The organism is Vreelandella alkaliphila (assembly GCF_016107625.1).
GTDB classification, from domain to species: Bacteria; Pseudomonadota; Gammaproteobacteria; order Pseudomonadales; family Halomonadaceae; genus Vreelandella; species Vreelandella alkaliphila.
On sequence record NZ_JABASV010000005.1, the window covers coordinates 84,063 to 97,229 of the forward strand.

Annotated in this window: 11 protein-coding genes; 7 read left to right on the top strand and 4 right to left on the bottom strand. The window is 52.5% G+C overall.

Annotation, left to right across the window (positions count from 1 at the left end):
- Nucleotides 1-27 precede the first annotated feature (27 nt).
- Genes JFC11_RS09155 through JFC11_RS09165 form a run of 3 tightly spaced genes read right to left on the bottom strand, consistent with a single transcriptional unit; the run spans nucleotide 28 to nucleotide 2,407 of the window.
- Nucleotides 28-957 carry a 5-oxoprolinase subunit C family protein gene (locus tag JFC11_RS09155; protein ID WP_198349346.1) on the bottom strand — a complete coding sequence of 310 codons (930 nt, stop codon included), beginning with the start codon at nucleotides 955-957 and terminating at the stop codon, nucleotides 28-30.
- Complete coding sequence (gene pxpB, locus JFC11_RS09160; protein ID WP_038478858.1) at nucleotides 954-1,658, bottom strand: 5-oxoprolinase subunit PxpB; 705 nt, start codon at nucleotides 1,656-1,658, stop codon at nucleotides 954-956. The genes JFC11_RS09155 and pxpB overlap by 4 nt, the downstream gene beginning before the upstream one ends.
- A complete protein-coding gene (locus tag JFC11_RS09165; protein ID WP_198349348.1) occupies nucleotides 1,655-2,407 on the bottom strand; it encodes a 5-oxoprolinase subunit PxpA in 753 nt (250 codons plus the stop codon). The genes pxpB and JFC11_RS09165 overlap by 4 nt, the downstream gene beginning before the upstream one ends.
- 666 nt (nucleotides 2,408-3,073) lie before the next feature.
- On the opposite strand from JFC11_RS09165, the gene JFC11_RS09170 reads away from it, so the two are divergent.
- The 4 genes from JFC11_RS09170 (at nucleotide 3,074) to JFC11_RS09185 (ending at nucleotide 7,072) form a co-directional block, all read left to right on the top strand.
- On the top strand, nucleotides 3,074-4,063 hold the full coding sequence (locus JFC11_RS09170; protein ID WP_198349351.1) for a LysR family transcriptional regulator: 990 nt from the start codon (nucleotides 3,074-3,076) through the stop codon (nucleotides 4,061-4,063).
- A gap of 32 nt (nucleotides 4,064-4,095) precedes the next feature.
- Nucleotides 4,096-5,085, top strand: a complete 990-nt coding sequence (locus JFC11_RS09175; protein WP_038478849.1) for a TRAP transporter substrate-binding protein — start codon at nucleotides 4,096-4,098, stop codon at nucleotides 5,083-5,085.
- Nucleotides 5,086-5,180: 95 nt separating this feature from the next.
- Nucleotides 5,181-5,744, top strand: a complete 564-nt coding sequence (locus tag JFC11_RS09180; RefSeq protein WP_038478846.1) for a TRAP transporter small permease — start codon at nucleotides 5,181-5,183, stop codon at nucleotides 5,742-5,744.
- A 23-nt stretch (nucleotides 5,745-5,767) separates the two neighbouring features.
- Complete coding sequence (locus tag JFC11_RS09185) at nucleotides 5,768-7,072, top strand: TRAP transporter large permease (RefSeq protein WP_038478843.1); 1,305 nt, start codon at nucleotides 5,768-5,770, stop codon at nucleotides 7,070-7,072.
- A gap of 14 nt (nucleotides 7,073-7,086) precedes the next feature.
- Here JFC11_RS09185 and JFC11_RS09190 read toward each other — a convergent pair whose 3' ends face one another.
- Nucleotides 7,087-8,619 (bottom strand): GGDEF domain-containing protein, encoded by a 1,533-nt coding sequence (locus JFC11_RS09190; protein ID WP_038478840.1) that lies wholly within the window; start codon nucleotides 8,617-8,619, stop codon nucleotides 7,087-7,089.
- 219 nt (nucleotides 8,620-8,838) lie between these two features.
- On the opposite strand from JFC11_RS09190, the gene JFC11_RS09195 reads away from it, so the two are divergent.
- From JFC11_RS09195 to JFC11_RS09205, 3 genes are all read left to right on the top strand, one after another.
- Nucleotides 8,839-11,538: a bifunctional diguanylate cyclase/phosphodiesterase gene (locus JFC11_RS09195; RefSeq protein WP_198349353.1), complete on the top strand. Its 2,700-nt coding sequence runs from the start codon at nucleotides 8,839-8,841 to the stop codon at nucleotides 11,536-11,538.
- Nucleotides 11,539-11,655: 117 nt separating this feature from the next.
- On the top strand, nucleotides 11,656-12,384 hold the full coding sequence (locus JFC11_RS09200) for an HAD family hydrolase (protein ID WP_198349355.1): 729 nt from the start codon (nucleotides 11,656-11,658) through the stop codon (nucleotides 12,382-12,384).
- On the top strand, nucleotides 12,377-13,087 hold the full coding sequence (locus tag JFC11_RS09205) for a UTRA domain-containing protein (RefSeq protein WP_038478831.1): 711 nt from the start codon (nucleotides 12,377-12,379) through the stop codon (nucleotides 13,085-13,087). The genes JFC11_RS09200 and JFC11_RS09205 overlap by 8 nt, the downstream gene beginning before the upstream one ends.
- The last annotated feature ends 80 nt before the right edge of the window (nucleotides 13,088-13,167 follow it).

The window sequence follows — 13,167 nt, forward strand, 5'->3', positions numbered from 1 at the left end:
TAACCCGCATCGAGAGATGCGGGTTTTTTAATGCCAATGGCTTAATTGCTTCCGATAGGCAATTTGCGCTTGGCTGGCACTGACAGGGCTCAAATGCACCTCGGTTCCCGGTACGCATTGAGCAAGCAGCGCACAGGCCATCGGGGTAAGTGCACCTAGGCGTGGATAGCCGCCAATGGTTTGGCGGTCATTCATTAACACAATCGGCTGGCCGTCGGGTGGGATTTGCACGGCGCCAAGGGGAATTCCTTCAGAAATAATGCCACCGAGCGTGCAATGCAGAGGCTGGCCAGTGAGACGAACACCCATGCGATCAGCGCGATTATCTACTGTCCAAGGCTGGTTAAAAGCATTGTACAGGCTGCGTCCGGCGAAATTTGAAGCTTGCGAGCCAAGCACCATGCTGAGTTGGCAGCTTTTTTCTGGCATGGCGGGGGCTGTTCCTTCAGGCAAGCTGCGCTCGCCGGGTGAGTTACCTTGCCAGGTGAGCTGGTCGCCGGTTTGTAGCGGTTTGCCGTCGTCACGGAGCCCGCCAATTTGCTCGCGGGCAGTGCAGGAACGGCTGCCCAGAATCGTTGGTGCGTTTAATCCGCCAGGAAACGCCAGATAGGCCCGTAGGCCACGCCGAGGCTGGCTGAAAATGAGTGTTTGACCGGAACGCAGCAGAAAGCTTGTGTTGGTGGCTAATGGCTGTCCATCGATGGTGGCACCAAGATCGGCCCCGGTGAGCGCCAGACGTACCTCGGCATTGGCAACCAAGCTGAGGTTGCCACCCATAACAATCTCCAGTGCCGCGCTATCAGGTGCGTTACCGATGAGCCAGTTTGCCCAGCGAAATGAAATCCAGTCGGCGGCACCGCTCTGGGTAACTCCCAAATGACCCACGCCGAACCGCCCTAAATCTTGAATCAGAGCCAGTGGTCCGGCCTGCTTAACCGTTAGCATTGCCTGGCTCATGGCCGCTCCTCCATCGGCGTTGTATCGCCTCCTGCTGCTTCAAACTCTGCTTTGCCAATCGCTTTAAAGCGCACCTTATCGCCAGGGCGCAACAGGGGCTCGCCCCGCTTAGCGTATTCAAATAGCGGTACGGCGGTACGACCTAAAATATTCCATCCCCCTGGAGAAAGGAGCGGGTAGATAGCCGTTTGTCGATCGGCAATGCCCACACTGCCTGCCGCGACTTTGCGGCGGGGTGTTTTCAAGCGAGGCGTGGCGATGCCTTCGTCTACCAACCCCATAAAACCGTAGCCGGGGGCAAAGCCCAGCGCGAAAACGCAGTAATCATGGTCGCAGTGACGCTCGATCAGAGAGCCAACGCTGAGCCCTGCGCGTTTTGCCACCAGCGGAAGCTCAGGGCCAACGCTTTCGTCATACCATACGGGGATCTCATGCAACTGGCCGTCCTGCGATTCGGCAGGCGTTAAGTGGCGCAAGGCACTGCGAATCAGCGTAGCGACTTGGCCAAAGGTTAGTTGCTGGCTGTCATAGTGCACCAGCAGCGTGGTGTAGGAAGGAATCAGGTCAATGAGTGCCTCGCCCAGCGCATCGCGCAGGGTTTGATCGGCAGCGATGATCCACGCCATATTGGATTCATCGATAGTGTCAAACAGCCGTACCGTTACGGCGTCCATGGCCGCCGTTTCTAAACGCAGTTTCACGCAGACTCCAGCGCCGTAAAGGCATCACGAATCGCGCGCACGGCAGCCACCGACTCAGGATTGTCGCCGTGCACGCACAGGGTGTCGCAGGGTAGGTGCAGCGCGCTACCGTCGCGGGCGGTCAGCGCCTCGCCTTTGGCGAGCGCAACGGCTTGCGCAACGATAGTGGCTTGGTCGTGGTGGACAGCACCCGCCAGATGGCGAGAGGCGAGATGGCCGGTCGCTTCATAAGCGCGGTCAGCGAACGTTTCAAACCACAGGGTAATGCCCATTTTTTTCGCCAACTGACGATGAGGTTCCGGATCGGCAGTTGCCATGACCATCAGCGGAAGGTCGGCATCATAAGCACGTACCGCACGCATGGCTCCTTCCAATAACTCAAGATTCGCCGCCATGTCGTTATACATCGCTCCATGGGGCTTTATGTAGCTCAGCGTCACGCCTTCGGCTTGGCAAATTCCGGCCAGCGCACCGACCTGGTACAGCATCATATCCTCTACTTCTGCGGGCGAGCAGGCCATAGAGCGACGACCAAACCCCATTAAGTCAGGGTAACCGGGGTGGGCGCCAATACGTACGCCATGCTGACTGGCCAAGGCGACCGTGCGACGCATTACATGAGGGTCTGAGGCATGATAGCCACAGGCGATATTGGCACAATCGACGTAAGGCATTACATCGGCATCTAAGCCAATCGACCAATTACCGAAGCTTTCGCCCATGTCACAGTTGAGCAGTGGGGTTGCCATATCGTCTCCTAGCCTGTTTTGAATTTATTAGAGTCACTTGTTGGTTAACAGCGAGTTGTTAGTTAGCAGCGTTGGCCAAGAACGCTTATTTTTAATAACGGAGTGCTAATACTGAAGGATTTGTTGTTAAAGATGCGGTTGACAGTGTTTGTTATGACTACCTGTTGTAAATAGTTAGCTTGATTATCAGTGTGATGTCTTAAAACCAATATATGAACCTATCCTGTTAAGTTCCAATCGTTTTTAGCGATACTTAGTATCGGTGATTCCTATCGTGCTGTTATTTATTGGAAAAATAGTTGACGCTAGGGGGGAATACGATTATCAAATAAATAAAGCGACTCGATAAAAGATTATAAAAAAAACGCTCACGCCAGCCCTAACGAATACCCGCAGCACTAATAATAATCGGCGGTCAGTGAGTCGTTTTGAGGAGTGAAACATGCAAACGTCGGCCATGAGTCAGCTCGTCACTGTTCAGCTAGACACTGTTCAGCGAAAAATAGTGGGTAATCCCACCATGCTGGCCCTAAGATTGCGTTACATAGCAATGCGACCATTTCACCCAGTGACACATTGCGCTAGGGGGCGGCACTGCACGCGGCGTTACCTGCGCTGTGTAGGAATACCCGCCGATGTTACTGCAACCATTGGTTAGGCAAATGTATGCTTGATTTCAAAGAGCTAGACGCTTTTGTATGGGCGGTAAAGCTTGGCTCTTTTCGCAAGGCGGCGGTACGCTTACATATCACGCAGCCTTCTGTTTCTGAGCGTATTTCACGTTTGGAAAGCACCGTAGGTGAGCTATTGCTTGAGCGCTCGGCGCGTCCGGTTCAGCCGACCATGCGTGGCCGCGAGTTCTTTCTGCATGCTGAGCGCATACTGCATCAGCGTGATGAGGCGCTAAAGCTATTTGATAGTGCTGAGACATTTTCTGCGCCCCTTAGGCTCGGCACCATTGAAACCATTGCACATAGCTGGTTTCCCGCGTTCATTCAGCAGCTTACTGAGCGTTTTCCAGAACTCATTATCGAGTTAACAGTTGATTACTCTCCGGCTCTTAATGATCGGCTGATGCGCAATGAGATTGATATTTTGCTGGCAATGAATGGTTACTTGGCTCCGGAGCAAATTGAGTGCGAGACGTTAAGTCCTTATGAGATGGGCATGTTTGTTTCACCTCGTCATGCCGCGCTGCTAAGCGAACACCCCAACGCTTGGTGCCAGTCGTTGCCGTTTATTTCCTTTGGCAGGCAGGCTCGCCCCTACGAAGAACTGGTTCGTTACCTTTCTGATGTGGGCGTTCAGCAGCCTCGTATCCATAGCGTTAGCACATTGATGACCATTGCACGAATGACGATGGAGGGGCTGGGAATCGGTGCGCTTCCGGTCGCCACCGTATTAGATGAGTGGCGGCGGGGTGATCTATACCGTTTAGCGCTACCCGTGCCGTTGCCGCCTATGAACTATGATGTGATATGGCGCAGTGCGAATCATCCTCGCTTTTGCCGAAGTGTGGGGCGGATCGCCCAAGAATGTGCAGCCAATTATGCCATAGAGCGGTGCGCTGACATGGCAAACACAAGTTTTACCGGCCGCTGGGTTTGCCCTAGCGCAACCCCTACCATTCCCGAAGCAACACCTCGATCAACCTGAACTTCCATTAATATGAATAAGAGGACGTCCCCATGCATAAACGTATAACAACGCCATTACTGCTAGTGACCGCTTGCAGCCTCGCCGCTGCGGCGACCGCCCATGCGGCTGAATGGACCATGGCAACGCCTTATGGTGATGCAAGCTTCCATACCCAAAACAATAAACAGTTTGCAGAGGATGTGGCTGAGGCCACAAACGGTGACTTAACCATTACGGTGCACAGCGGTGGTTCTCTGGTTTCTCATGGTGAAATTAAGCCGTCGGTGCGCCGGGGTACGATTGATGCTGGCGAAGTGTTCCTTTCTGTTCTTTCCAATGATGACCCTATTTTCGAAGTTGATACGCTGCCGGGGGTAGCCGGTAGCTATGAAGATGCTTATGCCTTGTGGGAAGCCACTAAGCCGATGATTACTGAGCTATTTGCCTATGAAGGAATGGTGCCTTTGTATGCTGTCGCTTGGCCAGCCCAGGGCATTTACACCTCTGCGCCGTTAACGGATCCCGATCAGTTCGACGGCTTGCGGGTGCGTGCGCCAAATATTAATACTCAGCGTTTCGTTGATAATTTAGGTGGCAGTCCGACAGAAACCGAAGAGTCTGATATTCCTACTGCCTTTAGCACCGGTCGTGTGGATGCCATGATTACTTCCAGTTCTACCGGTAACTCCATGGCAGCCTGGGACTATGTGACCGACTACACCGATGCCAACTTGTGGCTCCCTAAGAACATTGTGTTTATGAGTCAGCGAAGCTTTGATCGTTTAGATGAAGCTACCCAAGACGCGCTGATGGAAGCGGCTGCTCGGGCTGAAGAGCGTGGCTGGCAAATGAGCCGTGAGAACAATGAAACTAGCCTGGAAGCACTGAGGGAAAATGGCATTTCAGTTTCTCAGCCTAATGAGGCGGTCTCTGCTGCTCTGCAAGCGGCGGGCGATGAACTATTTGCTGACTGGGAATCCCGTGCTGACGACGATGCAAAACAAGCCTTAGAGAACTATCGCGAACAACGCGGTAACTGAGTCTTAACAACTAATGCTGGTTTTAAGTAATGCTGGCTTTAAGGGCGGCTGTTTATGCCGCCCTTACCACCCACGCGCTCAATGAGACTGCGAACATGATGTTTAAATTCGACAAACTCTACCGCCTCGGTGCTTGGGGTGCTGCCGCGTGTATGGTGGCTATTTGTGCACTTATCGCACTGCAGGTCACGTTTCGGTTAGTAGATGCGCTGCTTGTTTTGGTTGGCCTTAGCCGACTCGGCGTGAGCATCACCGGCGTTTCTGAGATGGCGTCTTATCTGTTAGTCGGGGCAACGTTTCTTGGGCTTGCCTACACCTTTGTCCACCATGCGCATATTCGGGTGACGCTGCTTATCTCGCGTCTACCTTCTGCCATACGCGTCTGGTTTGAGGTGTTTGGATTGCTCATTGCGGTAGTGATCAGCCTTTTGCTGACCTATGGCTTGATTGGACTGGCAAGAGAAAGCCTTCAATATAACGATGTATCGTCAGGCTTTTTATCGATTCCCTTGTGGATACCGCAATCGGTATTAGTTGTTGGGGTAGGGCTCTTGGCATTGGCACTTCTGGAAGCCTTGTGGATAGCGCTGCGTATCGCTATCCACGACCCTGCGAGCTTCCGTGAAGCAACCGCCATCGACGACAACGAAGCGCATTAAGACGCTACCCAGGAGACACCCTCGTGCTATTACTTAGTTTGGCTACCATCTTTACCCTCGTGGTGCTGTTAGGCAGTGGCGTCTGGATTGCCTTTGCTCTGATTGGCACTGCTTGGGTTGCTCTTCAGTTTTTTAGTCCCTTCGACCCCGGCCCTATTCTTGCCTCGGATTTTTGGGGAGCAAGCTATGGCTGGGATTTAACGGCATTGCCGATGTTTATCTGGATGGGTGAGATTCTGTTTCGCTCAGGTCTTGCCGACAATATGTTTCGTGGCTTGTCGCCCTGGTTAAATCGCCTGCCAGGACGTTTACTTCACACCAATATCATTGGCAGCGGCATGTTTGCCGCCGTATGTGGCTCTTCAGCGGCGACCTGTGCAACGGTGGGGAAAATGACCCTGCCAGAACTCGAACGCCGCGGCTATGACAGCAACATGGCGATTGGTACATTGGCCAGCGCTTCAACGCTAGGCTTGCTGATTCCGCCTTCCATCGTACTGATTGTTTATGGCGTGGTGACTGAACAGTCCATTACCCGGCTATTTATGGCAGGCATTGGGCCAGGGCTGATGATCTTGGCCATGTTTATGACCTATCTGGTGCTGTGGGCCCTATTGAAAGGTAACCGAAACGGCTTAACCGGCGCTGATGAGTCGGGCATGAGCTTTGTTGAGAAGCTGCGCAATACCTGGTCGCTGGTGCCAATCCTGCTGCTTATTGGCGGTATTATCGTATCGATCTATGGCGGCCTAGCATCACCAACAGAAGCTGCCGCGGTAGGCGTCGTGCTGTCGATGGTCATTGCGCATTTTAATGGCCACTTTAATCGAGACATTTTTACCAGCTCGTTATTTGCCGCAGTACGTACCGCGTGCATGATCGCCTTTATTATTGCTGGCGCGTCATTTTTGACCTCTGCGATGGGCTTTACTCAAGTGCCTATGCAGTTAGCTCGCACGATTGGTGAAATGGGTCTATCTCCTACGATGCTGCTAGTGGCCTTAACGGTGCTGCTGTTGATCATGGGCTGTTTTTTGGATGGTATTTCACTGATTCTGCTAGTCACGGCCATCATTATGCCAGTGGTTAGCGCCGCTGGATTTGATCTGATCTGGTTTGGTATCTATCTGGTGATTGTGGTCGAGATGTCACAAATTACGCCGCCTGTGGGGTTTAACCTATTTGTCATTCAAGGACTCACTGGTAAAGATATTGTCACCATCACGAAAGCAACACTGCCATTCTTTCTGCTGATGCTGCTGGCGATTGCTTTTATGCATCTCTTCCCTGAAATCGCCTTGTATCTACCCCAGGCACTGAATAGATAGTAGACGACTAACGGTCAATCTTGGCCATGAACGGAGATGCCCCGGCGGCCAGAGCGTTTGATGAAATACATGCTCTGGTCGGCGGCATCTATCAGCTCCCGTTCATTGCTGAAGTTGCCATTGCTTAAACACGCAATGCCCATAGATGCAGTGATATACAGTGCTTCTTGGTCAATTTCCAACATAGGTTGCTCATTTAAATACAGAGCAATGCGTTCGGCTAACTGTCTCGCGGTTTGAGCGGTCTCATCGGGCAAGATAATTAAAAATTCTTCACCGCCATAGCGCCCAGCCAAATCGCCTGAGCGAGTTAATGACGCTAGTATCTTACCAAAACGTTCCAGAATTAAGTCGCCTGTCTGGTGGCCATATTGATCGTTAAGCACTTTGAAATGATCTAAATCGATAAACACCACTGACATTGTGCGGCCTTGCTCATTGCAAAGCGCAAAACGTTCTTGGAGTTGCTGCTCTAACCACGCACGGTTGGCCAATTGAGTTAGTGGGTCAATACGGCTGCGTTCTTCTAATGCAGAATTATGCAACTGTAGTGTATCCAGCTGCTGTTGCTGAGCATCTAATCGTGCGGTGAGCGTCAAAGAGTGTTGATAGAGCAACTGCTGTGCGTCCGCCAGCAGTGTTTGACTATTCACCGGAGCGGGTACGGTGAGATCCAGAATATCTGTTAATAAATCAATTTGTTCTGACAAGTGATGGAAAAGCGCTTCAATGACATTCGTAGGCAGTGTTTCTGTGACCGCTAACTGCCTAAGCAACATTGCTAAGGTGGTGCTTGGTTCAGGGCTGAGCCATGCATCGGCGATTGAACCGGATAAACGTAGACAGAGTGTTGCCATGTCATCGGTTAAAAAGCCGTCATGACTTTGGTCAATAGCATGCACGATTGAGGAGGGTAGCCCCCACTTGGCGGCTAACCAAGCGCCAATCAGTGTGTGGTCACTGCCAAAGTGGCGGCGTTCAGCGTTGACTAACTGTGCGTGAGACACTTTGCTTTCAGCGTATAGTGCTTCGGCCTCGTCTGGGTAGGTGGTGAGGATCGCGAAAATGCCTATATCCTGCAGTAGGGCAAGCGTGAATGCGCTGCCAACCTGTTCGGGGCAGAGTTGGTGAGCCAGCTTACTTGCTACCACGGCGGCAACAATGGCGCGTCGCCAAGTTTGTAGAGCTGCGTTCTCTGTGGGTGGCCAGGGAAACAGAGTGAAGCTCAATACGGTGGCGAGCGTTGCGTCTAATCCCAGTCGCTGGGTTGCTTCCAAACTGGTTTGTGCAGGATGAGCTGAACGAAGGTAGTGCACGCTATTCGCGGCCGCAATAAGGCGGGCCGTTAACCCAGGGTCGCGTTCAATAACACGAGCATAGTCACTCAGAGGAGCACGGGGGGAGCGCGTTACTTCAAGCACTTGCATGGCAATAGCAGGAAGCGAAGGTAGGTTGGCCGAGCGTAATAACGCATTACCAAGAAAACTGGGAAGCCCATTAGTAAGCGAGGTATAAAGTGTTTCATCTTCTGTTGAACGGCTCGTCATATTACCCCTAAACGTGCTGTCCAGCGTAGCGAGCAGCCACTAAGTTATGTGCTAAGTTATCAATCATAGCGCCTGCGTCTGTTTAGCAGGGTTATAGATAGGCGTGGTACATCAGTAAAATAACTGTTTATGCTGTAGCCCGCTGCATTTTATTGCAACAGCTTATTACAACAGTGCTCTGTGGGCAGCTGCTCTACGATGACAAAAGTGAGTGCTCCAATGCACACCATAAACGAAGCGTCGGAGATTTTCCGTCAGTTGGCGGAAGGTTTAGGACGTAGTGGAAGACCTGACTTTTATACGACGCTTGTCGAGCAACTTGCCCAACTGCTTGGGATTGATCATGCGTTGATCGCTGCGGTCACCGAGCCTCATATGGCCACAACGTTGGCCGTTTGGTCAAATAATCATCATCAGGAAAATGTCGCTTATCCTCTCATTGGAACGCCTTGTGAAACGGTTTTAGGTAGAGAACCTTGCTTGTATGCCTGCGATGTTCAGGCGCGCTTTCCTAAAGACGAGCTGCTCAGCCAACTGGGTGCAGAGAGTTACATGGGACTGCCTCTGTTTTCATCCGATGGCTCGGCCATTGGTATCTTAGCGGTGTTAAGCAATAAACCGATGCAGCTTGATGGACTTGAAAACGAAATTTTGCGCATTGTGGCTGCTCAAGCGGGGGCAGAGCTTGGTCGCTGCCAAGCCGGGCAAGCGCTTCGTCAAAGTGAAGAATTGGCCCGAGAGAGTGAGCGGCGTTTAAACACATTGCTTAATCACCTTCCTGGTATGGCCTACCGTTGCCTAAATGACCAACACTGGACGATGCAGTTGGTCAGCCAAGGGGCTGAGGCGCTCACGGGCTACCATCCGGACGAATTACAAGATAATCGACTCATCAGTTTTGCCTCCCTCATACACGAAGCCGATCAAGATCGCGTTCATCTAGCAGCACAACAGGCAATCCAGCAGCGTCAGCCATATCGCGTGGTGTACCGATTGCGCCATCGGGATGGCAGTTACCGTTGGATGTGGGAGCAAGGGCAAGCTGTTATCGATGATGATGGCCATGTTGCCTATCTCGAGGGCTTTATCTCAGATGTGACCGACCAGCACGAATCACAACGCGTGCAGGATGCGGTGGTACAAGTAGCCTCTACAGTTACCTCACGCGTAGGAGACGATTACTTCCACCAGTTGATCATCACGTTAGCCACGTTATTAGAAGCAGATGCTGGGTTTATCGCGTTATTGGATCAACCTGTTCCACAGCTTTTGGGAGCATCTAATAAGATAAACGCGGTGCTACCCGCAACAGCAGCCCAGACCGTTAGTTTAGTCACGAATGGCCAGTTAATAGATAACCAAACGTTTATGCTGCAGGGAACGCCTGCTGAACGAGTCGTGTTTGAAGGCGAGAGCGTTGTTCAAAGTGGCCATGCGTTTACGCTGCCGGGAACCTCGTTAAGTACCCAGGCGTGGATAGGCCGCCGCTTGGATAATGCTAAGGGCGATGCCATCGGCGTGATGATGGTGTTTTATCAAACACCACTGACGACCAATGCGTTTGCAACTTCCGTGCTGAGAATTCTCTCTACTGGTGCTGCCGGTGAGCTTGAACGTCGCCGTGATCATCGTCACATACATCGTCTTGCCTACACAGATAACACAACAGGATTACCTAATCGTGCGCGCTTTATGGAGCTATTGGCCAGTATGGGAAAAGAGGCAGCTAGTCAGGATGACTCTCTTTCACTGCTGCTGCTGGATATCCGACGCTTTAAAGAGGTAAATGATTTACATGGCCACGAGGTAGGAGATCAGTTACTCGCAACCGTAGCCGAGCGCTTGAGGCAAGCTAGCCTATCTAAAAGCGCTGTCGCACGACTTTCCGGTGATGAATTTACGATACTGCTACCCAACATTGAGGATGTTCGTCTTCAAGAAGTAGTGTTTCAGCTATGCGAGGTAATCAGGCGCCCCATCCAGCTGGGGCATCGTGTTTTTAATCTCGACGTCAGTATTGGGGTAGCCAGCTATCCAAGCGATGTATCGGAGGCCGGTGAGCTGTTTAACGCAGCCAGTATTGCACTCCATCACGCAAAACGCCGTGATAATAGCGTATGCCCCTATACACAGGCGATGCGTCAGACGCTGGAACGCCGGCAATGGATGACCGAGCGCCTGCATCAAGCCATTATTGAAGGGCGTCTACAACTTTACTTCCAACCCCAGTTTAGTCTTGCTAGCAAAACATTGACGGGGGCTGAAGCGTTGTGTCGCTGGTTTGACCCTGAGTGGGGCTGGGTAAGCCCCAGCGAGTTCATTCCTCTGGCGGAAGAGCGTGGCTTGATCCGCATGCTGGGAGACTGGGTGCTAGAAGAAGCGGCACGTCAGTTAAGTGTTTGGCAGGCTAGCAATATGCCACTGCCAGGTAGGCTCTCAATCAATATTTCAGCGCAACAATTTGCCGATCCTCAGCTAACCGCACATGTGGCTAAGCTAACCGCCTGTGTACCTCCGGGCAGCATTGCGCTTGAACTGACTGAAAGTGATTTTATGCGTGATCCCGATCAGGCGGTCACAATTACTCAGGCTATGCGTCAGGCTGGCTACGCGCTGTTTATTGATGACTTCGGTACGGGTTACTCATCGCTCTCGTATTTACGGCGCTTCGCTGCGGATGCGTTGAAGATAGACATTTCGTTTGTGCGTGACATGCTCGATAACCACCATGATCGGGCGATTGTGCAAACCATTATTGCCATGGCTGACACGCTTGATATGAAAACCCTTGCAGAAGGAGTTGAAAGCCCTGCCCAGGCCGATTTGCTCGCACAAATGGGCTGTAGCGAAGCTCAGGGGTACTGGTTTGGTCGTCCGCTACCCGCCGATGAGTTTGCCTCAATGTGGTTAACCCCTTAAGCCATTTTATTGACAGGTAGGGCGAGCAATTTCCATTCTCATCAATGGCGTCATCGTCCTGTCATCATCGTTGGCATACCCTACGCGCCGCCGAACTCGCGAAAAAAGGAGTGCCACATGCGCCTCGCTCTGTTTGATCTTGATGACACCCTCCTGGATGGAGACTGCAGCGACCGCTGGAATTTATGGATGATTGAGCAGGGGTGGATCAGTGATGCCGAGACCTTTATAGCCCGTGCCGAACAGATGCAGCAGGCTTATCATGCCGGTAAGCTAAAGCTAGAGGAGTACTTGGCAATGACCTTGGCGCCATTGCGGGGCCGCCGAGTAATAGATGTACAAAAAGAAGTTGAGCGCTTTGTCGCTACTCATTTGCAGCCCCGTATTTTTGATCAAGCCTGGCGCTGCCTGGACGCGCACCGCCAGTCAGGCGATATCCTCGTCCTCATTTCTGCGTCATCGCATCACCTGGTCGCGCCGATTGCGACGATGTTAGGGATTGATCATGTGCTGGCGGTAGAGCTAAGTGTCGAACATGCGGCAAGCGGGGCAAGCTACACCGGCCATAGCAAAGGCGTGCTCTCTTACCGTGGGGGGAAAGTAGTGCGTTTTCAGCAGTGGTTAACCGAGCAAAAAATTGCTCCCAGCCACACAACGTTCTACTCGGATTCCCGCAACGATATCCCGCTGCTGCAGTATGTCGACTGCCCGGTGGCGGTTAACCCTGACCCCGTGCTGGCGGAGGTGGCTAGTGTAGAAGGGTGGCAGCGCTTAGACTGGCGGATGGCAGCGTCGACAGACGCTTCATCGGCCAACGATCTATCAGGAAAATCGGCGCATGCCTGATGCCTACTATTTACAGTTAACGGAACAGCTTCGTTATTTAATTACCCAGCATGCCACGCAGTGGGAAGGCAAATTGCCCGCTGAGCGAGTGTTGGCAGAGCGCTTCTCTACGACCCGCGTTACGTTGCGCCAAGCCTTAGCGCAACTGGAGGGGGAAGGGCTCATTCACCGCAGCAATCGGCGTGGCTGGTTTATTTCACCGGCTCGGCTGGTGTATGACCCCACCCGGGACGCAGGCTTTAACGACTATGTGGGGGCTCAGGGGCGGCAACCACGCACGGCGGTTCTAAAGCTGGAAACCCGCTCACATCTGGTGGCTGCCCGTGCCTTGGGGCTGCCCGATGATCAGCCGTTTCACCATATTCGCCGTCGCCGTTACGTAGATGATCGCGCTGTTCTGGTGGAGTCGCTTTGGGTGGTGCCCGAGCGTGCGCCAGAGCTGCTAGACATCTACAGCGGACAGTCACTCTGGGGGCTGTTAAGAGGGCGGTGGGGGCATCACTTGGCCAATCGCTCGATACGCATGGTGTCCGAAGCGCTGTCGCCATTAGATGCAGAAGAGTTACTCGTCGCCCCAGGCGCGGCAGGGCTAAACATTTGCCGTGCCATTTTTGATGATCAACAGCGCCCTATTGAGTATGACGAAGAGCACTGGTTACACGATTCGTTATGCATCAGTGTTGAGCTGTCTGGCCAGCAGTAACAAGGTTACGAAGACAAGGGCGCTCACGAGACTCCTCACAAGAACCCTCACAAGAACTTATGCTTGAGCGTACATAACAA